Genomic DNA, 20,481 nt, shown 5'->3' with positions numbered 1-20,481 from the left:
GCCGTTAATGCTTCATATAGGCGTACAGTTTATTTGTTTTACCGGAATCAAAACCGTTTAAGACACAACCGAGAACATGGGCGTCTTGTGCCTTTATACTGTTCATTGAAAATTCGGCGGCTTCGAACGGCGTTGCATTTTGCCTGACGACGAAGAGAACGCTGTCAACCGCGGGCAAAAGAGAAAGGGTGTCGGAGAAAACGGCCATCGGCGGCGTGTCCAGGATAATGTGGTCATAATTATTTGACAAGGTCTCCAGAAGCGATTGCATCGCATCCGACTCCAGTAAATCGTTCGGACTGGCCGGTGCGATGCCGGAAGGCAAAATGGTGATGCCGGATGCACCATACTGGACAAGACAATCCGATAACGGCGCGTTTTTCAAGAGAACTTCTGTCAGGCCGCATCCGTTATGGTATGACGGCGAAAACAGCACGCCAAGACCCGGATTTCTAAAATCGGCATCAATGAGAAGTACGCTTTTACCGCTCCGACCGAGAGAAATAGCCAGGTTGACGGCAACGGACGTCCGTCCCTCGCCGCTTATCGCGCTGGCAATGATAATCTTTTTAGCCGGGTGCTGTTGGGCGGCATGTTTCAAGTTTGCCCGCATGGCATAGTACGATTCAGTCAGATGCGCCCAATCCCGCTCAGGCAAAATACTGTTTTCATCGATGGTTATCTTTTGGGAGCTGGCTTTTGCCGGTTGATATGTCGGCACGACGGCGATCACACGGCAGGAAAGCTTGCTGCTGATATCCTCGCTCGTCATAAACTTATTGTTTAAAAGCTCAAGAACAAAAACGACGATGCAGGATGCGGCGAAACCGACAAACAAGCCGGTAAAAGAATTATTTAGGATGTTAGGGCCTACATACACCGTCCCTTTCGACAGAATGACGATCTGCGCTGAATCGACTTTAAGTGTTTTGCTGATCTCCTCAGGTGCTAAAGTCAAAATAGCGTCAATAATGGCGGCAGCTCTTTTTTCATCGCTGTCGCGAACAGAAAGCGTGAAAATTTCAGTTGAACCGATCTCACTGATATGAACACGGTTTTCAAGCGATTTGACGCTCATATTCAGGTGCAGCGCTGCAATCGCGTTTTCCAGCAACGGCTGATTTTTCAGAATAAAAGCAAACGTATCGCCAAATTTAACGGCGGAGCCGACAACTGACTTATTTTCCTCGGCCTGCGAAACAAACAACGTTGCAGTAGACTCGTACGTTGGTGAAAGAATGAATTTTGACGCGGCAAAGCTTAAAACGCCGACGGACAGCGTCAGTACGATGATGAGTGCAAACCGCCTTTTCAGAAAAAAAAGGATATCACTTACGGTGACTTCAACGGACTGTTGCAAATAAATGCCTCCCCTATGCTCCCGCTATGTCCGAAATGCATCGCAAGAAACCGGACAAATCAGCGGCATTAACAATATATCGATTCGGGCCGTCTGATGTGCCTGCTAAACGGTGATAAATCATCGAAAAAAAGAAAAACACTTCAAAACCAACTGATTTTGAAGTGTTTAAATACGTATCAAAGGCTTTGGGTAATAAGCCAGATTTTTGATACCAATCAGCACAAGAAGATAAATTGCTGTGTTCTGAATGGCCTTTCGATATTTGAGATTCATGAAGACTCCCTCAGCCAAAGCAATATCATTTGCCGTTATCATAGCAAGGAATATCCCGCTTGACAATATTTGAATGATTGCTTCGCAATTAGAATATGCGGCATATCCTCGGGATTCAGCCATTTTAAAACCGCGAGCAGATCGTTTTTCGGCATGGCCACGCACCCCGCCGTCGGCTGTTGGCCGCAATGCATAAAAATAGCGGAGCCGCATTTTGGGATGCGCTGCGTGTTGTAGCCGATCGTGACGGCAAAAGCGTATTCCTCCGGATAGACGGCCAGTTGCTCGGCGCTTACCCAGTCCTCGTTTTCGTCGCCTTCAGCCCAGGTGTTGTAGTTGGCGGAGCGTGGGTCGTCGACCCAGCAGCTATTGACGGAGACAGGCCGGTAAGGCATCGCCGTTTCCGGTCTCGGCCCGCAGCCGAAGGCAAAGCCGAGCCTAAATAGGCCGCATGGCGTGCAGCCGTCTCTCTCGCGCTTGACCGTACTCAGGCCGTGAATACCAACGAAGCCTTGTATAATCCCGGTGTCTTCGCTTGGCGCCCAAAAGCCCATGGCATCTCGCTGATAGCAGATGATTTTGACGTCTGATTTTTGGACGGCGACGTGCAGCAGCTGTGAGAAATCGAGCTTTTCGGCAGACAGGCCCTCGCATGACAGCGCCTCGGCCAGAATCGGCGGCACGGCACACCGTTTTCCGTACAATCACATCACCGCCTTCAATAACTACTGAAGTTTGAGAAATCGATAAACACGCGTTTAATAACAGTGATTGACAGCTTGACGGCATACGAAAAACCGCCAAAACTATTTGTTTTCCGGGGCGTATCTGCTATAATACAGGTGGCAAGCGAAAAAGAGGGGGACAACAATGGTTTCACATGGGAAAGATATTAAAATATTTGCGGGCAATGCCAACAAGCCACTGGCTGAAAGCATCTGCCGAAACATAGGAATCCGCCTGGGGGATTCGAAGGTCACAAGCTTTTCGGACGGCGAGATTTCCGTTTCGCTGTATGAATCCGTCCGCGGCTCAGACGTTTTCATCATTCAGCCCACCTGCGGGCCGGTCAACGATCATCTGATGGAGCTGCTCATCATGGTGGATGCCTGCAAAAGGGCGTCGGCCGGGCGCATCACAGCCGTCGTCCCCTATTTTGGATACGCGCGTCAGGACAGAAAGGCAAAAGCCAGAGACCCTATATCCGCCAAGCTTGTGGCAAATCTGATCACCTCGGCCGGGGCCGACCGGGTGCTCACGATGGATTTGCACGCTTCGCAGATACAGGGCTTTTTTGATATCCCGGTTGACAATTTGCTTGGCAGCCCGCTATTCGCGGAATACTACATTAAAAAATTTGGTGAAGGCTCGGAAGATGTTGTCGTCGTCTCGCCGGATGTCGGCTCCGTCGCCAGAGCGCGCACGTTTGCCCTGAAAATGGGCCTTGGGCTTGCGATTATCGATAAACGACGCGAAAAGGCCAATCAGTCTGAAGTAATGAATATCATTGGTTCCGTCAAGGATAAAAACGTTATTCTCTTCGACGACATGGTGGATACGGCCGGGAGTCTCTGTGGCGCGGCTAAAGCCCTTGTCGAGATCGGTAAGGCAAAGGAAATCTTCGCCTGCGCGACGCACGGCGTCCTCTCCGGCGCCGCCGTTGAACGGGTTAACGACAGCTATATCAAGGAATTAATATTTACCGATACGATCCCGTACCCCGGAAAGATTGCGAGCAGCAAAATTAAGTATCTGTCCGCCGCGCCGCTTTTTGCGGAAGCGATTGAGCGCGTCTATGAGGAAGTTTCGATTTCAACCTTGTTCCGTTAATGAAGGCAGGGTGTGCCGATGTTGTTTAAGAAAAGCGGCCCCGTCGACTGGCTTGTCGTTTTTTTGGGGAATCCCGGTGCCGTCTACAGCAAAACGCGGCACAACGCCGGCTTTATGACGGCGGATGTTTTTGAAAAAGCAGGCGTCAGAATAAACCGCCTGAAATTCAAAGCATTAACAGGCTCGGCCGATATTGACGGCGTCAAGCTCTTTCTGATGAAACCGCAAACGTATATGAATCTGAGCGGCGATGCCGTCCGGGAGGCTATGGCATTTTACAAGCTGCCGCTTGAGCGCGTCATTGTCGTCTCCGACGATGTGGCCTTGCTGCCCGGCAAGCTCAGAATCCGGCGTGACGGTACGGCGGGCGGGCACAACGGCCTAAAGGATATTATCGCCAAATGCGGCGGCGACAGCTTCATCCGCGTTAAAATCGGCGTCGGCAAACCTGCGCATCCTGATTTCGAAATGGCCGACTGGGTGCTCTCCACACTTTTCGGCAGTGAGCTCCAGCAGCTCGAAGCGGCGGCGGAAACAGCGGCGGCGGCTGTGAAGACCATCGTCACGTCCGGTGTTGACACGGCGATGAATCGATATAATTGACAGGATGGCGGGGCAGTAATTTGCCCCGCCTCTTCTTATGAACAAAAGCGATGGTCCCCGATAATAACGAGAAGCGGGCGTGACCAAATCCACGCGCTCGTCGCCGTGTTCGGATTAAAATAGTAAATCGCGCCGCCGGAAGGATCCCAGCCGTTTAAAGCGTCCCGCGCGGCGTTGTATGCGCTGTCAGACACGGGTGCGTAGAATTGCCCATCGTCGAGGCAGGTAAAGGCACCCGGCTGATAAACGACACCTGAAATCGAATGGGGGAAGGCCGGATGCTTCGTCCTGTTGAGGACGACGGCACCGACGGCGACCTGCCCGGAATACGGCTCGCCGCGGGCCTCGGCAGAGATGAGGCGTGCTAAAAGCTCCATGTCGTTTGAGCGCGCCGTCGAGCCAGACCCCCCGTTGACGCCAATGGCCGCGAGCGTTTCATCCCCTGCAACCCCGTCAACCGTCAGTCCGTTTTTGCTCTGAAAATATCGGACAGCCGATTCCGTCTGCTCACCGTATACCCCGTCAATCCCATTGTCATAATAACCCCAGTCGGACAGGCGCTGCTGAATCTCTGTAACAACAGAGCCCGTCGAGCCTCTTCTATATGTGGCAGCCTGTGCCGACTGCAAGAATTGGATGAGCGAAATGAGCGCGATGTTGAGTGCGAAAATGACAGCCAGCGATAAAATCAGCTTTCGTTTGTTTGCCACGTCAAAAACTCCCTTAATTGTAATGGCTGTTTTTAGTTTACGAAGGCATGCCTGCTCATATGTCTTGTAAATTTTGTCGCTGAATTTGCAGCAAAAAAGGGTTTAAGCGTTCGCTTAAACCCTTTGGTTTGGCATCTTGACTTTTATTTAATAGCGCGCGAATCCCGCTCTTCCGTGATGGCTGCCAGGAAATCGGCAAGGGCCATCGCGCCCTGATCGCCGCCTGCACGCGTGCGTACGGTGACGGTGTTTGTCTCAGCTTCTTTATCGCCAAGGACAAGCATATACGGGATTTTTTGAAGCTGTGCCTCACGGATTTTATAGCCGATTTTTTCACTGCGACGGTCCGTTTCCGCCCGAAAGCCGCTGGCGCGGAGCGTCTTTGTGATCTGATCGGCGTAATCAGCCGTTCTGTCGGTAATCGGGAGGACGCGAACCTGCTCCGGCATCAGCCACAGCGGCAGAGCGCCGGCGTATTTTTCGAGCAGCAGAGCGAGCGTGCGCTCATAGCAGCCGATGGAAGTGCGGTGAATGATATACGGCCGCTTCTTTGAGCCGTCGGCGTCGACATACTCCATGCCGAACTTCTCGGCCAGCAGCATATCGATCTGGATGGTGATGAGCGTGTCCTCTTTGCCGTGGACGTTTTTGATCTGAATATCAAGCTTCGGGCCGTAAAAGGCCGCCTCGTCAATGCCAATTTTGTAGTCGATACCGAGATGGTCAAGGATTTTGCCCATCAGTGCCTGCGCCGCGTTCCACTGCTCGGCTGTGCCCTCGTATTTGGCGGTATTGTTCGGGTCCCACTGGGAGAAACGATAGGTGCAGTCGCCCTCGAGGCCGAGCGTCTCCAGCATGAATTTTGCCAGCTCCAGGCAGCCTTTAAATTCCTCCTCCAGTTGGTCGGGGCGCAGGATGAGGTGGCCTTCTGAAATAGTGAACTGACGCACGCGAATCAAGCCGTGCATTTCGCCGGAATCCTCGTTGCGGAAGAGGGTGGATGTCTCACCAAGACGCATTGGCAGATCGCGGTATGAGCGCATGCTGTTTAAAAACACCTGATACTGGAACGGGCACGTCATCGGGCGCAGGGCAAAGCACTCCGTCGTTTCGTCGTCCGGTTCACCGAGGATGAACATGCCCTCGCGGTAGTGATCCCAGTGGCCGGAGATTTTATAAAGCTCCCGCTTGGCCATGAACGGCGTTTTTGTGAGCTGATAACCGCGGCGCTGCTCCTCATCCTCCACAAAGCGGGACAGAAGCTGAATGACGCGTGCGCCGTTCGGCATCAGGATCGGCAAGCCCTGCCCAATGACGTCGACCGTTGTAAAGTAACCGAGTTCACGGCCGATCTTATTGTGGTCGCGGCGCTTGGCCTCCTCAACACGTTCTAAATAGGCGTCAAGCACATCCTTTGTCATAAAACACGTACCGTAAACGCGCTGAAGCATTTTTTTGCTCGAGTCGCCGCGCCAGTAAGCACCCGTGCAGCTTGTCAGCTTAAAGGCATTGGCTTTGACGCGCCCGGTGCTGTCGAGATGCGGGCCGGCGCACAGGTCGACGAAGTCACCCTGCCTGTAAAAGCTGATGACGGCGTCCTCCGGAAGATCACCAATCAGCTCAACCTTATATGGCTCCCCGCGCTCTTCCATGAGCGCTACGGCCTGGTCGCGCGGCAGCTCAAAGCGCTCGAGCGGCAGCTTTTCTTTGATGATCTTCTTCATTTCGGCTTCAAGCTGTTCCAGCACCTCGGGTCCGAACGGCTCCGGCGCGTCAAAATCATAATAAAAACCGTCAGTTATGGCAGGGCCAATGGCGAGCTTTGTATCGGGAAAGAGGCGTTTGACGGCCTGTGCCAGAATATGTGACGTCGTATGACGATAGGCATTTTTATAATTTTCATTTTCAAATGTGTAAAGCGCGTCCGGCATATTATCATCTCCTGAATTTATAACTTAACATGCCGACGCTGTGGTGTCAAGCCGGGGGGAACCTAGGAATGCGATGACACAAAAGCTCAGTTTTTCAAATGTTTTTATTTTATTCATTTATTGGACATAAAGACAATATATGATACGATTGCAAGAGGAAGCGAGAAGCTTTTAAAGATACATGTTTCGTTTTGGAGGAATACGAATGCTCAATGACGACGGAATGAGAAATGATGAAACCCAGGCCGCGCAGCCGTCGGAAAATTTAATGCCGGAAAGCGCTGTGGAGGTTGGTGAGAATCCGGAGACAACGGCAGCTATCCCGGATGAAGCGACACCGCCAAGCACCCAGCCGCCTGAAGGACAGACAGGCGAGCCGCCAAAGACGAGCGGATACGTCTATGAGGCGCCATGGCAGGAGCCTGTTTACCGAGAAGTTGGAGTAGCTGCGCCACCGCCGTTTTCACCGGGGTATCACAGCGCGCCCTTTAAAGACTATGGGCATTTTCAGCCAGCGCCGCCCAAGCCAAAAAAGCCCAGAAAGCCGCTTAGCGGTTTTGCAAAAGCCGTGTGCCTTGTTCTGGCGTGCGCCATAGCCAGCGCCGGTTCAACGTACGGTGTTATTCAGGTTACAAATTACAGAAACAACGCAACGCAGAATAAAGTTATCATCGGCTCGTCATCAAACGGGGCATCAAACAACGGGCAAGGCACATCGTCTAACGTCTCGCCTGGGACAGAAATGGCAGCGGAGGATATTTACGCTATGGCTGTCAATCAAGTTGTTGGTGTTAACTCGCAGATGAAGACGAACGTTTTTGGGGAGTCTTCGTCATCGGCCGTTTCAGGGTCGGGCTTTATTATATCGGCGGACGGATATATCGTTACCAATTACCATGTGATCGAATACGCCGTCAAAAACGGCTATGAGCTGACAGTGATGATGCACGACGGCAAATCCTATCCGGCAAAAATCGTCGGCTACGAGCAGGATAATGACTTGGCCGTCATCAAGATCGATCAAACGGGCCTGAGCGCCGTTACCATCGGCAGCAGCAAGAACATGCAGGTCGGCGACCGGGTTTTTGCCGTCGGCAATCCGCTTGGCGAGCTCGATTATACGATGACGAACGGTATTGTCAGCGCGCTTGACCGCGTGATCCCAATTGACGAGGCGACGAAAATCAACATGTTTCAGATTGATGCCGCCGTCAACCCGGGCAATTCGGGCGGGCCGGTCTACAATTCAAAAGGGGAAATCATCGGCATCGTCTCGGCTAAATATGCCAGCAGCAGCGTCCCCGTGGAGGGACTGGGCTTTGCCATCCCGATTGATGACGCCATGAACATCATCACGCAGCTGATGACGACAGGCCATGTCAGCGGCAAACCGAGTATGGGCATTACCGTCAGCACCGTGACGAGCGCGGCGGCGCAGTATTACAATTGGGTTGAAGGCGCATATGTCAATTCCGTCGAGCCCGGCTCCTGCGCCGACAAAGCCGGGATCAAGGTTGGCGATATTATCACGAAGCTTGGCGACACGGCTGTAACGTCTTCCGATACGCTCAAGGCGGCGAAAAAAAATTATAAAGCCGGTGAGACGGCGAAAGTAACGATTCGACGTGAAGGAAAGGATATCACGCTGTCCATCACGTTTGACGAAGAGGGCGTGACACAAACGACCAGCGAAAACGGCTGAAAAAAGCTGTCTGCCGGTATAAAACAACTGCCGGTTTAACATATGAGTGCCGCTGCCCATTTGGGCGGCGGCACTTTATGATCGTCTGCACGCACACGTCAGCCGCTCGAATTGAAAAGCGCCTTGTAAAGTTATGGATTTCCTGTATAATTGACGGAGGGACGATAGTTACCGCATACTGGGAAAAGAGGGCGATTATGAAAAGGTACATAAAAGCGGCCGCGACGGCCGCCCTTCTCGCGCTGCTTGTATCCATCGCGTCAAACGTTATGGCGGTCAGCACGGTGCAGTATCTGGGCACGTACCGGAAAGACACCGAGAACATGCGCTCAGCCGAAGCTGTGTTTTCTCAGCAGGCGTACCCCGAGAGCACAGATTACACCGTCGGTGATTACGAGAGCTTTATTGAAACGGCCGCCGAGCAGTTTGTCGCGCGTGATACCGATTTCACGATTGCGTATATAAATGTCAGCTTTAGCACGTTCACTGCGATTGTCCCAGATCAGATTTGGGACGATATCTTTTCGGCTGATCTCCCAGAGACGACATCGGATCTTGATTATCTGTCTAGTAACATGGTTGGGTATATGTATATGAGCCGTACATGGTCAAATGGCACCGCTGCCTATAAATTCACGCAGTCGTACCTGACAACACAGCAACAGGAAGATTATGTGGACGCGGCTGTCGAAACGATCCTCGAGCAGCTTGACATCGGTGAGAGCAGCCAGTATGAAAAAATCAAAGCCGTTCATGATTACATAAAACAGCAGGTTGACTATGATTATACGCTAGAAAAGTATTCGGCTTATGACGGACTTTATTCTAAGAGAACAGTCTGCAACGGGTACGCGTTATTGTTGTATAAAATGCTCCTGGAGGCTGGTGTGCCGGTCAGAATTATCACTGGCCAAGCCAGAAATTCAAGTGACGGCCATGCCTGGAATATTGCGCAGATCGGGAAGTACTGGTACAATATCGACGTAACCTGGGATGATACGGGAAGGACGTCGGCCTATTTTCTAAAAAACGATGCCGCGTTTTCAGACCACGATCGGGATCCTGAATACGATACAGCCGCGTTTTACGCGGAATACCCCATGTCGCCCGTCAACTTTAACAGTTCGCGTGATGTCACGCTTGTTGCCTCTATCACGTTCCCTTCCAGCGAGGGGGTTTATACCGTCGGCGATACGTTTACGCTGACGCCGACGATAAGCCCGGCAGACGCGACAAACAAGACCCTCCGCTGGTATTCGATAGGGTCTTACGGCAGCGTGGTTGACAGCGCCGGCCACGTCACGGTCGATCGCGCGGGCACGGTTTATGTCGTCGCCGAGGCGACGGATGGCAGCGGCGTCGCTGCGATGTATCAAATCACGGCCTATGATAACGCCGCTGTCAGCCCATGGGCGCAGGCCGATGTTGCAGCGCTGGCAGCCCGCGGCGTCGTGCCGGAGGCACTCGCCTCAAGCTATCAGAGCAGCATCACGCGCGCCGAGTTCACGGCGCTCATGGTGAATATTTACGAATATGCGGCTGGGGACTATACAGCGCCTACTGAAACCCCGTTTACCGATATTTCCAGCAGTCCATACGCCGCTGAAATTGCAAAGGGCTACGCTCTCGGCATCGTCAGCGGCCAAAGCCCAACGACGTTTGGGCCAAATGGTACGCTGACGCGTGAGCAGTGCGCAAAAATCATCGGCGCAACTGTTGCGGCGGTCACAAGCGTGCCGGTGTCATCGTCATCACCGCTGCCGTATCAGGACGCTTCTCGGATTAGCGCCTGGGCGCTTTTATATGTTCGGTATGCTTATGAAAACGGCTTGATGACGGGAACGGGTACCAATTTTGAACCGCAAGGTCTTTTATCACGCGAACAGGCCATGACGATTGCCGAGCGTATGATTGAGAAATACGCCTGGTAGAACTGCCATAACACAAAACAGGAGAGGGCCGATTGAAGGCCCTCTCTTTTCATAGATGCGCCGCACAGTTGCATAAACACCCCCAGTATGGAAACGCTAACGGCGAGGTGCGTGTTTATGGATATGTCAAAAAAAGACTATAAGAAATTTGTAGAGAAAAAATCGCCTAATTCGCCGCTCGCTGCCAACATGGTGAAAGCATTTATATCCGGCGGGCTTATTTGCGTCATCGGTGAGGTCATATTAAACGGCTATACAAGCCTGGGACTCACGCCCGATGGCGCGGGGGCGGCGACATCAGTCACACTCGTGTTTGCCGGGGCGCTCTTAACGGGTCTTAAAGTATACGACAATCTTGCGAAATTTTCAGGTGCGGGAACGCTTGTGCCGATTACCGGCTTTGCCAATTCCGTCGCCGCACCGGCGCTGGAATTTAAAAGCGAGGGGCTTATTACTGGCATGAGCGCCAAAATGTTTATCATCGCCGGCCCCGTTATCGTTTTCGGCACGATGGCGTCGGTGCTGTACGGGCTTTTTTATTTTCTGGTGAAGCTGGCTCAAGGCGCATAAAAAAACAGCGGTGTGTTCGGAAGGAACACACCGCTGTTGCGTTATCACGAGCCACCGGCTGTTTTGAGAATGTTACCGTCGTCCTTCAAGCCGTCCTGCGTCAGGAGGTTTTCAAGGACGGTGATGTCCGAGGAGATATCGAGCTTATCCGACTGAAACAGGTTGTCCAATTGCTGCTTAAAACCGGCCGTTAGCGTGTCAAGGATGCGCTCAATGTCCTGCTTGGCCGTTGTAATATTCTCGCCGTCAATGCCTTGCTTTTCAAGTGTTTCATACGTGTGGAGGAGCTTGAGTGTCGTCGGCAGATAGTAGTTCATAAAACGACGGATGAGCGGGCGCTTTTCCGGATGATCTTCAACAGTTTTGAAGATTTTGATCGTCAGCGTTTCAATCTGCGTAATTTTACCGCAGATGACGGGGTCTGACGTCCTAGCGCAGATCATATGAAGCTGGCTGACGACGCTGACGAAGGGGTTGGAGACGCCATCGGCTGTCTCACCGTCTTGCGCCTCAACAGGCGCAGACGCGGCGCTCCGCGCCTTTTCGGCTGCCTCAAAGGAGATGACAAAACTGTCAAGGGATGTGTCAATATAGGCAAAGGGGCCGAAACAGCCACACTCGAGCAAATTCTCCAGATCGGCACGCGCTCTCTTTAAAGAGCAGCCGATGGCCTCGGCAATCTCAGCGACGGGGACGGCGTCTCGTCCGGCTATGACGGCCGCCGAGGTGTTCAGGCGGCGCGTGCGTTTTTTAACAAAGCCGCGCGTTATCAGGGAGATAATCCCGCCGGACAGGAAAAATCCGGCCATGGCAAAACTGAAAGGAACAGAACCGGCAAGACCAAGACTGATCAGCCCCTGTATTCCGGCCAGTAAAGACGCGCCGCCTGCGGCGATAAAAACAAGCCCGAGCAGTAAAAGCCAGGTTGCAAGCCCCTGCCCCGGAACCTTGATCGGCTTTTTGGGCTTAGGCGCACCGCCTTGAGCAGCTTCCGACGCCTCTTTATTGCCGTGAGCCGTCTTTTGATATCGGCCCGCCTGCGCATTCTGCACCTTGTTTTCCGTGGGCGTGCCTGATGCGCTTTCACCGTAACGCGGCGCATTGGCCGAATTGCCGTACCCCGTGCCCTGCCGGTTCGCGCTCTGGGTACCCAGCGGCTTAACGGTGATTTTCCGGATCAGCAGGAAAAGGCCGAGCGGCCAGAAGGCCAACAGACAGATGACGATGACGACCCATGAAAAAATATCGCCCGACGCATCGCGCCCACCATTTGTAAAGCCGTTATTCAACTGCCGTCACCTCTTTTGTATCTGATGCAGAAAGTATAGCAGACTTTGATGAAAAAGAAAACATGCCGTCAACAAGCTAAAAAACAAGCCGCCGTTGCCGGCAGCCTGTGCAGGAATCTTGGAAGTATCAGACGCCGCTGAAATAAAGAGCGGCGTTGTCCGCATCCGCGCGAATCTGCTGCTTCAGGGCGTCGATGCTGTCAAAACGGATTTCAGGCCGCAGGCGTTTATAAAACTCCAAGCGGACCATTTTTCCGTACTGGTTGCCGGTGTAGTTGAGAATATACGTCTCAGCAGTGACATTGTCCTGATTGTCGACCGTCGGACGTACGCCGATGTTCGTCACGCCGACGTGCTCGCTGCCGTCATCAAGAAAGACGCGCGTGGCATAAACGCCGTAAGCGGGGATGAGAACACCGGGTGCAAAGCACATGTTGATCGTCGGCGTTCCGAGCGTCCTGCCGAGACGGTAGCCGTAATGGACGATGTCGGTCAAAACGTGCGGATGGCCGAGAAATTCGTTTGCCTGCTCGAGATCGCCTTCGGCTATCAGCGTTCTGATATATGTGGAGCTGCTGACAATGCCCTTGTATGTGACGGCCGGAATAATATCGCAGCCGATGCCAAGCGCGCGGCTTTTTTCGAGAAGCTTTTCGGCACAGCCCTCGCCTTTCCAGCCAAAGCGGAAGTCGTGGCCTGCCACAAGATGTACGGCATCAAATTCGCCGGTCAGGCGCTCGACGAACTCCGACCACGGCATATGCATCGTCTCATTGTCAAAATGCAGAATAATGACGTTCTTGATACCAAAAATGCGGTGGATAAGCCCGGCCCTATCCTCGCAGGAATTAATAAGCGGCACAGGGCAGCCGGTGACCATGCTGATGGGATGGGCGTCAAACGTTATAACGGAGGGCAATAGGTCTTTTTCCTTCGCAATTTTTAAAACGCGCTCCATCAGTGCCGAATGGCCGATATGCACCCCGTCAAAAAACCCTAGGGCGATGACTCGTTTTTTTTCTGTCATTTTGAAGCGATCCTTTCGCCGGTGCTTTAGCACGTGTAACCGGCGCGATTGTCAAGAACTTACTCAAAAAAATTTTTAACAGCGCGCATCATACCGCCGTCGACATTGCCGAGCATGAGGAATTGGTTGTCGGCATCATAAACGCGGTAGCGCCCGTCCTCTGCCATGACGGCAAAATCGGCGCCATTGCGGCACTTTTTTTCCTGACTGCCGTCAATCACGATTGCCGGGTACAGACTGAAAAGCGTATCGACCGACTTTAAAAAAGCAGGAGACGACCCACCGGCCGACGATGCGATGATCTCATCAAGCGTCACGGCGTCGTCAAGTGTGAAAGTGCCGACGCGGGTGCGCCGGAGTGACGACATTGCTCCGCCGCAGCCAAGAGCCGCACCGATATCATGGCACAGGGTACGGACATACGTCCCCTTCGAGCAGACAACGCGCAAAAGAACATCTGGCCCGTCGCCGTCAAGACGCTCGAGCACTTGGATGGTGATAGCGCGCGTTTCGCGGGCAATCTCGATACCGCGCCGCGCCAGCTGATAGAGCTTCTGGCCGCCGATTTTAATCGCCGAATACATTGGCGGCAGCTGCTGCTGTGGGCCGATAAAGCGCCCGAGTACCGCGTCGATATCCTGGGCTTTTATGGGGACGGGCGATTGCTTTAAAACCTGCCCCGTTGTATCTTGTGTATCCGTTACGATGCCGAGGCGCAGCCCGGCGAGATACTCTTTGTCAGACACTTCACAGAACGAAACGGCCCGCGTGGCGCGGCCGATGAAAACGGGCAGAACGCCCGTTGCCATTGGGTCAAGCGTCCCGCCGTGGCCGATGCGCTTTTCGTGCAGAACACCGCGGAGCTTGGCCACGACGTCGTGCGATGTCCAACCCGCCGGTTTATCGACGACAACGATTCCGTTCATTTGCCGGTATGGCTCTCCGAAAAAACGTCCCCCAGCGCGTCCACCAGAAGCGCCGCCGTTTTTTCAGAAGAAGCTTTGATGGAGAAGCCCGCCGCCATCGCATGACCGCCGCCGCCAAAGCGCGCGCACAAGTCGTTTGCGTTGACGATCGGCGTCGTCCGGACGGAGACCTTGCAGCCTTCCTCGTCGATCATTTCCCGGATGGTAATGCCGACGATGACCTCTTCAATTGAACCGGGGATGGAAGCGATGTCATCGAGTTCATTATCACTGGCACCCGTTTGCGCCAGCATCTCCCGTGTGACTGTGGCGACGGCGACGGCACCGTTAAAATAAAACGCCATTCCGGATGTAATAAGACCTTCCAGCATCATGCGGCTTTTGGCCTTACGCCGGAACAGCTCCCTGTTGATTTCACCGATCGGCGCGCCCGCATCCACAAGCGTTGCGGCGACGCGGAGCGTGTTAGACGTCGTGTTGGCAAAGGCAAAACAGCCGGTGTCAGTCGACAGCGCGACGTAGAGCGAGGTTGCCGCCTCCGTGCTGATATGGCCGTTTAAGGCCATCAGAATTTCATAGACAATTTCGCCGCAGGCCGCGCGTGTTGTATCGATACAGCTGCTCGAAGCGTACTGCGTGTTCGACGGGTGATGGTCAACGCACAGGTCAATCTTGTCCCGGTAAACGGCGGCGTTAGGCGGCAGCAGCTCCTGCGACGCAATATCAACGGAGATGATATGCGCCGGAACAAATCCCGCCGGTGCCCAGTGCTTTTCCACATACGTCGTATAGCGAGCCGTGGCCTCCGGATTATAGAGGATGTAAGCCGTTTTCCCAGCCTCTAAAAGGCCCCCGACAAGCCCCGCTGCGCAGCCGAGCGTATCGCCGTCCGGCCGCCGATGCGTCAGAACAAGAAATTGATCGCGCGACGAAAGCCAGTGTGCCGTTTCACTGATGGTCATGTTGATCCCCGTCTTCTTTCTCTGTCAGGTCAGCAAGAATTTTATTAATGGCCGCGCCGTGCTCGATAGACTTGTCCAAATGAAAAATGAGCTCCGGTGTGTATCGCAGCGATAGGGCGCTGCCCAGCTCCCGGCGCAGAAAACCGGAAGCCGACTTGAGACCCTTCATGAGCTCTTTTTCAGACTGAAGCCCTAAAACGCTCAGGTAAATGTTACTGTAGCGCAAATCACCTGTCGTGTCGACAGCGGTGATACTGAGCATGCCCTGCTGGATGCGCGGGTCCTTCACATTTCGGAGAAGCGTCGACATGACGCGCTGGATATCCTCATTTGTCCTGCCGATTTTATTTGATGACATGGTTTTTTACCTCAGTCGGAAATTAATCCTTGATCTGCTCCATGATATACGCCTCAATGATATCGCCTTCTTTGACATCATTGAATTTTTCGAGGGTGATGCCGCACTCATAGTTTGTCGCAACTTCCTTGACGTCATCCTTGAAGCGGCGCAGGGAGCCGAGTTCGCCCTCATGGATGACGATCCCGTCGCGAATAAGGCGGACGAGGCTGTTGCGGACGATCTTGCCGTCCTGCACATAGCTGCCGCAGACGGTGCCGATGTGCGAAATTTTGTAAACCTGACGCACCTCGGCGTGGCCGAGGACGACCTCTTTGAACTTCGGGGCGAGCATGCCCTTCATGGCTGCCTCGATCTCATTGATCGCGTCGTAAATGACGCGGTACATACGGATATCAACGTTTGAGCGCACGGCGCTGTCACGGGCGGCATTGTCCGGCCGGACGTTGAAGCCGACGATAATCGCGCCGCTCGTGGCGGCAAGCATGACGTCCGACTCGCTGATGGCGCCAACGCCCGAGTGGATAACGCGCACGCGCACCTCGCTGCCGGAAAGCTTTTCAAGCGACGATTTGATGGCCTCCGCCGAGCCCTGCACGTCGGCTTTGACGATAATATTCAGGTCTTTGAGTTCGCCCTGCTGAATTCTGGAGAAGAGATCCTCCAACGAGACCTTGACCGTCTCGGCACCGGCGTTCTTCTTTTCGGCCTTCCGCTGCTCGACGAGCTCGCGGGCCATGCGCTCGTCGGCGACGGCGTTGAACGTGTCGCCCGCGTCGGGCACTTCCGACATACCGGAAATTTCAACGGGGACGGAGGGGCCTGCCTCAGTGACGCGCTCGCCGCGGTCATTCGTCATCACGCGGACGTGGCCGACGGCCGTACCGGCGATGATGATGTCGTTCTGCTTTAAGGTGCCGTTCTGGACGAGAACCGTCATGATCGGGCCGCGGCCCTTATCAAGTCGTGCTTCGATAACGGTACCGCGGGCGGCTCTGCTCGGATTGGCGCGCAGTTCGCCCATTTCGGCCGTCAGGACGACCATCTCAAGAAGGTGGTCGATGCCCATGCCGGTTTTCGCTGAAATCGGGCAGACGATCGTGTCGCCGCCCCATTCGTCGCTGACGAGCTCGTATTCCGTCAGCTGCTGCTTGATGCGGTCTGGGTTAGCGCCGGGAACGTCCATCTTATTGATGGCGACGATGATCGGAATACCGGCAGCCTTGGCGTGGTTGATAGACTCAACGGTCTGCGGCATGATGCCATCGTCTGCCGCGACGATCAAAATGGCGATATCGGTGACCTGCGCGCCACGGGCGCGCATGGCCGTAAAGGCTTCGTGACCCGGTGTGTCGAGGAAGGTGACTGGGCTGCCGTTAACGGACACACGGTAAGCGCCGATGTGCTGGGTGATGCCGCCGGCCTCGCCCTCGGCAACGTTAGCTTCGCGGATTTTATCTAAGAGTGACGTCTTGCCGTGGTCGACATGGCCCATGACAACAACGACGGGCGCACGCGGGGCAAGCTCTTCCTCGGTGTCGGCCCTGTCGTCAATCAGGCGTTCTTCAATCGTGACAACGACCTCGTGCTCAACCTTGCAGCCGAGCTCGATGGCGACGAGCGCCGCCGTCTCGTAATCAATCACGTCGGACAAGGAAGCCATAACGCCGAGCTTAATGAGGCGCTTAACAACCTCGGCACCCGTCTTTTTCATGCGGGCGGCGAGGTCGCCGACGGAGATTTCATCAGGGATGGCGACCTTGAGCTGCGCTTTTTTAGCGATTTCAAACTGCAGGCGCTGCATGCGCTCGCGTTCTTCCTGACGGCGCTTGGCGCCGGAGGCCATCGTCGGGCCGCGGCTTTGATTCTTTTTTGTAAATTTCTCTTTGCCGTGCTTCATATGCTCGGCGCGCTCTGGTACGAGATTGTCGAGCCGCTCGTCATATTTGTCGATGTTGATGGTGGCGCCGGAGGTGTCAATCACGCGTTTTTGCGGGGCCTGGCGCGGGACAAACGGTTTATCCGGCTTTTTCGCCTGTTCCGGGCGGTACGCTGGGGGGTGCTGCGGGGTAGCACCGGTGGCCGGCTGCGCGGCTTCCGGCGTTTTCTGGCCTTGCGGGGCTTTTTCGGCTTCGGGCGCCGCTGCGGGCTTCTTTTCCGATGCCGCTTTGTCGGACTGGCCGGCCTTCGTCTGAGAGTAGGGCGTGACGGCGTAGATCTCCTCAATATCGGCGATCTGGTTGTGTTGGGTCAAATGCTCGAAAATCAGATCGAGCTCCTCCGACGTCAGAACCTGCATATGGTTTTTCGGCGTCGTGGCATACTCGGTCAGTATTTCGGTGATGACCTTTGTCTGGACCTTAAAGTCCTTAGCCACCTCGTGAACCCTGTATTTAAACATCGTGCTCATTGTCCTGTCCTCCTCTTACCGGTTCGTTTGTTTCTGTCGTGCGCCCGGGCTTCCCGCCGCCGTTGCAGCACGCGCTGGGCCATTTTTGACAAGGTTTCCGCTTCGGTGTCATACCGCCCGGGTTCCAGCCGGGCAAGCATGTCGGCGTAGCGGGACGCGATACCCGCGTCGAGAATGGCCAGCATGCCCGGGGCGCCTCTGCCGACAACCGCCCCCAGATCTTCCTTCGTACTCGGCAGAACGAGATATATGATATTGTACTGTTCGGCATACGCATGCGCCCGGCGTTTTGATCCGTCCGACGCATCGGCAGCCGACAGGATGACCTTTGCTTTTTTGTTCCGCGCCGCGGTGGCGACGGATTCCTCGCCGATTTCGAGAAAACCGGCTTTTTTGGCAATGCCGAGGAGTCTATTGTCCATCCGCTTCCTCCAGCTGCACTTTCAGCGCCTCATAAAAATCCTCGGGGAAGGCGGTCTCCAGCGCCCGCTCTAGGGCTTTCGTCTTCAGCGCTTTTTTCAGGCAGTCGGCGTTTTGGCACACATATGCCCCACGCCCCGGGTTTTTACCCCTGACGTCAAGGGACACGCTGCCGTCCGGCGCGCGGACGGCGCGGATGAGCTCTTTTTTCGGCTTCATGGCACGGCAGCCCAGACATTGGCGCATCGGTATTTTTTTCTGCATAGCCAGGCCGCCTTTCGATAATGATTTTTGCCCCAACGGGGTATTGATTTGATCGGGCGGGCGGATATGGAATCCGCCCCTACGGGGCAATCGGTTAATTGATGCCGTGTTTGGTTCGCCGCTTTGACGGGCGAACACAGTTCGCCCCTACGGGTGTGTTGGTTTATTCATACAGTAGGGGCGATCTGTGATCGCCCGCTTTTATTAAGCCTGCGATTCCGGCTTGATATCGATTTTAAAGCCCGTCAGCCGCGCGGCCAAACGAACGTTTTGCCCTTCCTTGCCGATGGCGAGGGAGAGCTGGTTATCCGGCACGATCACGCGGCAGCTTTTGCCGTCTTCGAGGATGGTAACGCCGAGAACAGCCGATGGGGCAAGTGCCGAGGCGATATACTCCTCCGAAACCTCGGAATATTTCACGATGTCAATTTTTTCGCCGCCGAGCTCGTCGACAATCGACGCCACGCGCCCGCCCTTGGGGCCGACGCACGCGCCGATGGGGTCTACCTCGGGGTCAGAGGAGGCGACGGCGATTTTCGTCCGGCTGCCGGCCTCGCGCGCAATGCTTTTGATTTCAACGATGCCGTCAAAAATCTCCGGCACCTCCAGCTCGAAAAGGCGCTTGACAAGACCGGGGTGCGTGCGGGAGATCAGAATCTGCGGGCCGCGCGTTGATTTCCGCACCTCAACGACGTAGACCTTAATTCGGTCGCCCTCGCGGAGCGCCTCCGTCGGGATGCGTTCGCCGGGGGAGAGCATGGCCTCGGTAAACTCCGAATTGGAGCTGATTTGAATCGAAACACTGCCGTTGCGCGGTTCAATGCGCGTGACAACGCCCGTTAAAATTTCGTGTTCCTTGGAATTGAATTCATCAAAAACAATGCCGCGCTCTGCCTCGCGGATGCCCTGAATGATTACCTGTTTCGCCGCCTGCGCGGCAATCCTGCCGAACTTTTTGGCGTCAACCGTCTCATTCACAACGTCGCCGACCTCGGCACCGGCGCTGATTTTTCTGGCGGCCTCCAGCGTAACCTGCGTGTCCGGGTCTGTGACAGGGTCGGCCACTTCTTTTTGCAGGTACATATGAACCGTCTTGCCGACGGGGTCTAAAACGACGCGGGCGCAGTCCTGACAGGCGGGGGAGTCTTTTTTCAGGGCCGCCAGAAGCGCCTGCTCGATTTTTTCAAGCATATAAGACTGCGGGATGCCCTTTTCCTTTTCAATGTCGGCTATCGCTGAAAAAAATTCGGCATTCATGGATGTGCTCCTCCAATATCTAACTTATGCGAAGGCGCACGTTGGCGACTTCGCTTTTTGGCAGCTGATGCAAGGTGTCCGCTATTTTTATGTCAACCGTATCGCCGGTGCCGTCTACAAGCGTGCCGACAAACTCCTTGCGCCCGTCCTGCGCCTTATAGAGCTTTACCTCAACGAGATGGCCCTGAAACCGCGCGAAATCCGATGGGCGGCGGAGGGCGCGTTCGGCCCCGGCGGAGGAGACCTCAAAGGTGTAGCTGTCCGGAACGGGGTCGTGCTCGTCAAGCAGCGGGTCAAGCGCACGGCTGATGTTTTCGCAATCGTCCAGCGTCGCGCCGCCGTCGCGGTCAATGTACACCCTAAGGTACCAATAGCCCGCTTCCTTCACATACTCAACGTCCCACAGCTCGCAGCCGAACTGGCGGACGACCGGCTCGGCCAGCGCCGAGACCTTGTCTGTCACTTTTTTCATCTAACGCCTCTTTAATTATAGCGGTATGTGCCATTCGGCAAATTTAACAATTTACAATAACGCAAGAAAAAGAGTGGGAAAAACCCACTCAAACCGTCTCTGCCATGACTAACGTGTGAATTATACCACTCAGAGCAGTCAATTGCAAGCGTTTTCCGCATTTAGTTTTTCACGCGGCCAGTT

General features: G+C 54.5%; 19 protein-coding genes. 5 read left to right on the top strand and 14 right to left on the bottom strand.

Translation table 11 applies throughout. The features are described 5' to 3' along the window. Window positions 1-4 precede the first annotated feature (4 nt). A complete protein-coding gene (locus tag IZU99_09880; GenBank protein ID UOO37541.1) occupies window positions 5-1,360 on the bottom strand; it encodes a polysaccharide biosynthesis tyrosine autokinase in 1,356 nt (451 codons plus the stop codon). Window positions 1,361-1,674: 314 nt separating this feature from the next. Next, complete coding sequence (locus IZU99_09875; protein ID UOO37540.1) at window positions 1,675-2,340, bottom strand: hypothetical protein; 666 nt, start codon at window positions 2,338-2,340, stop codon at window positions 1,675-1,677. A 166-nt stretch (window positions 2,341-2,506) separates the two neighbouring features. Between IZU99_09875 and IZU99_09870 the strand changes: the two genes are divergently transcribed. Beyond that, window positions 2,507-3,466, top strand: a complete 960-nt coding sequence (locus IZU99_09870; GenBank protein UOO37539.1) for a ribose-phosphate pyrophosphokinase — start codon at window positions 2,507-2,509, stop codon at window positions 3,464-3,466. A gap of 18 nt (window positions 3,467-3,484) precedes the next feature. Continuing rightward, window positions 3,485-4,069: an aminoacyl-tRNA hydrolase gene (locus IZU99_09865; protein ID UOO38811.1), complete on the top strand. Its 585-nt coding sequence runs from the start codon at window positions 3,485-3,487 to the stop codon at window positions 4,067-4,069. Window positions 4,070-4,104: 35 nt separating this feature from the next. On the opposite strand, the gene sleB is transcribed toward IZU99_09865, so the two are convergent. After that, window positions 4,105-4,779, bottom strand: a complete 675-nt coding sequence (sleB, locus tag IZU99_09860; protein ID UOO37538.1) for a spore cortex-lytic enzyme — start codon at window positions 4,777-4,779, stop codon at window positions 4,105-4,107. A gap of 143 nt (window positions 4,780-4,922) precedes the next feature. Next, window positions 4,923-6,710: a threonine--tRNA ligase gene (gene thrS / locus IZU99_09855; protein UOO37537.1), complete on the bottom strand. Its 1,788-nt coding sequence runs from the start codon at window positions 6,708-6,710 to the stop codon at window positions 4,923-4,925. Window positions 6,711-6,915: 205 nt separating this feature from the next. Between thrS and IZU99_09850 the strand changes: the two genes are divergently transcribed. The 3 genes from IZU99_09850 to spoVAC all read left to right on the top strand — a co-directional run bounded on the left by IZU99_09850 (window position 6,916) and on the right by spoVAC (window position 10,913). Continuing rightward, a complete protein-coding gene (locus IZU99_09850) occupies window positions 6,916-8,412 on the top strand; it encodes a trypsin-like peptidase domain-containing protein (protein ID UOO37536.1) in 1,497 nt (498 codons plus the stop codon). Window positions 8,413-8,609: 197 nt separating this feature from the next. Beyond that, window positions 8,610-10,343, top strand: coding sequence for an S-layer homology domain-containing protein (locus IZU99_09845; protein UOO37535.1), 1,734 nt, complete (start codon window positions 8,610-8,612; stop codon window positions 10,341-10,343). Between the two features lie 117 nt (window positions 10,344-10,460). Continuing rightward, a complete protein-coding gene (gene spoVAC, locus IZU99_09840) occupies window positions 10,461-10,913 on the top strand; it encodes a stage V sporulation protein AC (GenBank protein ID UOO37534.1) in 453 nt (150 codons plus the stop codon). A gap of 44 nt (window positions 10,914-10,957) precedes the next feature. Here the strand turns inward: spoVAC and IZU99_09835 are convergent, their stop codons facing one another. From IZU99_09835 to IZU99_09790, 10 genes are all read right to left on the bottom strand, one after another. Next, a complete protein-coding gene (locus IZU99_09835; GenBank protein UOO37533.1) occupies window positions 10,958-12,202 on the bottom strand; it encodes a 5-bromo-4-chloroindolyl phosphate hydrolysis family protein in 1,245 nt (414 codons plus the stop codon). Window positions 12,203-12,329: 127 nt separating this feature from the next. Then, a complete protein-coding gene (gene ribF, locus IZU99_09830; protein UOO37532.1) occupies window positions 12,330-13,229 on the bottom strand; it encodes a riboflavin biosynthesis protein RibF in 900 nt (299 codons plus the stop codon). Between the two features lie 59 nt (window positions 13,230-13,288). Beyond that, the gene (truB, locus tag IZU99_09825) at window positions 13,289-14,155 is read right to left on the bottom strand and encodes a tRNA pseudouridine(55) synthase TruB (GenBank protein UOO37531.1); all 867 of its coding nucleotides are present in this window, start codon (window positions 14,153-14,155) and stop codon (window positions 13,289-13,291) included. Continuing rightward, window positions 14,152-15,117, bottom strand: a complete 966-nt coding sequence (locus IZU99_09820; GenBank protein UOO37530.1) for a DHH family phosphoesterase — start codon at window positions 15,115-15,117, stop codon at window positions 14,152-14,154. The genes truB and IZU99_09820 overlap by 4 nt, the downstream gene beginning before the upstream one ends. After that, window positions 15,104-15,475: a 30S ribosome-binding factor RbfA gene (rbfA, locus tag IZU99_09815; GenBank protein UOO37529.1), complete on the bottom strand. Its 372-nt coding sequence runs from the start codon at window positions 15,473-15,475 to the stop codon at window positions 15,104-15,106. The genes IZU99_09820 and rbfA overlap by 14 nt, the downstream gene beginning before the upstream one ends. A gap of 22 nt (window positions 15,476-15,497) precedes the next feature. After that, a complete protein-coding gene (gene infB / locus IZU99_09810) occupies window positions 15,498-17,885 on the bottom strand; it encodes a translation initiation factor IF-2 (GenBank protein ID UOO37528.1) in 2,388 nt (795 codons plus the stop codon). After that, window positions 17,882-18,307, bottom strand: a complete 426-nt coding sequence (locus IZU99_09805) for a ribosomal L7Ae/L30e/S12e/Gadd45 family protein (protein UOO37527.1) — start codon at window positions 18,305-18,307, stop codon at window positions 17,882-17,884. Before IZU99_09805 ends, infB begins: the two co-directional genes overlap by 4 nt. After that, window positions 18,297-18,569 (bottom strand): YlxR family protein, encoded by a 273-nt coding sequence (locus tag IZU99_09800; GenBank protein UOO37526.1) that lies wholly within the window; start codon window positions 18,567-18,569, stop codon window positions 18,297-18,299. Before IZU99_09800 ends, IZU99_09805 begins: the two co-directional genes overlap by 11 nt. A gap of 204 nt (window positions 18,570-18,773) precedes the next feature. Next, window positions 18,774-19,826 (bottom strand): transcription termination/antitermination protein NusA, encoded by a 1,053-nt coding sequence (gene nusA / locus IZU99_09795; protein ID UOO37525.1) that lies wholly within the window; start codon window positions 19,824-19,826, stop codon window positions 18,774-18,776. A gap of 19 nt (window positions 19,827-19,845) precedes the next feature. Then, window positions 19,846-20,298 (bottom strand): ribosome maturation factor RimP, encoded by a 453-nt coding sequence (locus IZU99_09790; GenBank protein ID UOO37524.1) that lies wholly within the window; start codon window positions 20,296-20,298, stop codon window positions 19,846-19,848. Window positions 20,299-20,481 lie beyond the last annotated feature (183 nt).

This window comes from Oscillospiraceae bacterium CM (assembly GCA_022870705.1).
Taxonomy (GTDB): Bacteria; Bacillota; Clostridia; order Oscillospirales; family Oscillospiraceae; genus Sporobacter.
This window is presented reverse-complemented; position numbering and strand designations above follow the sequence as displayed.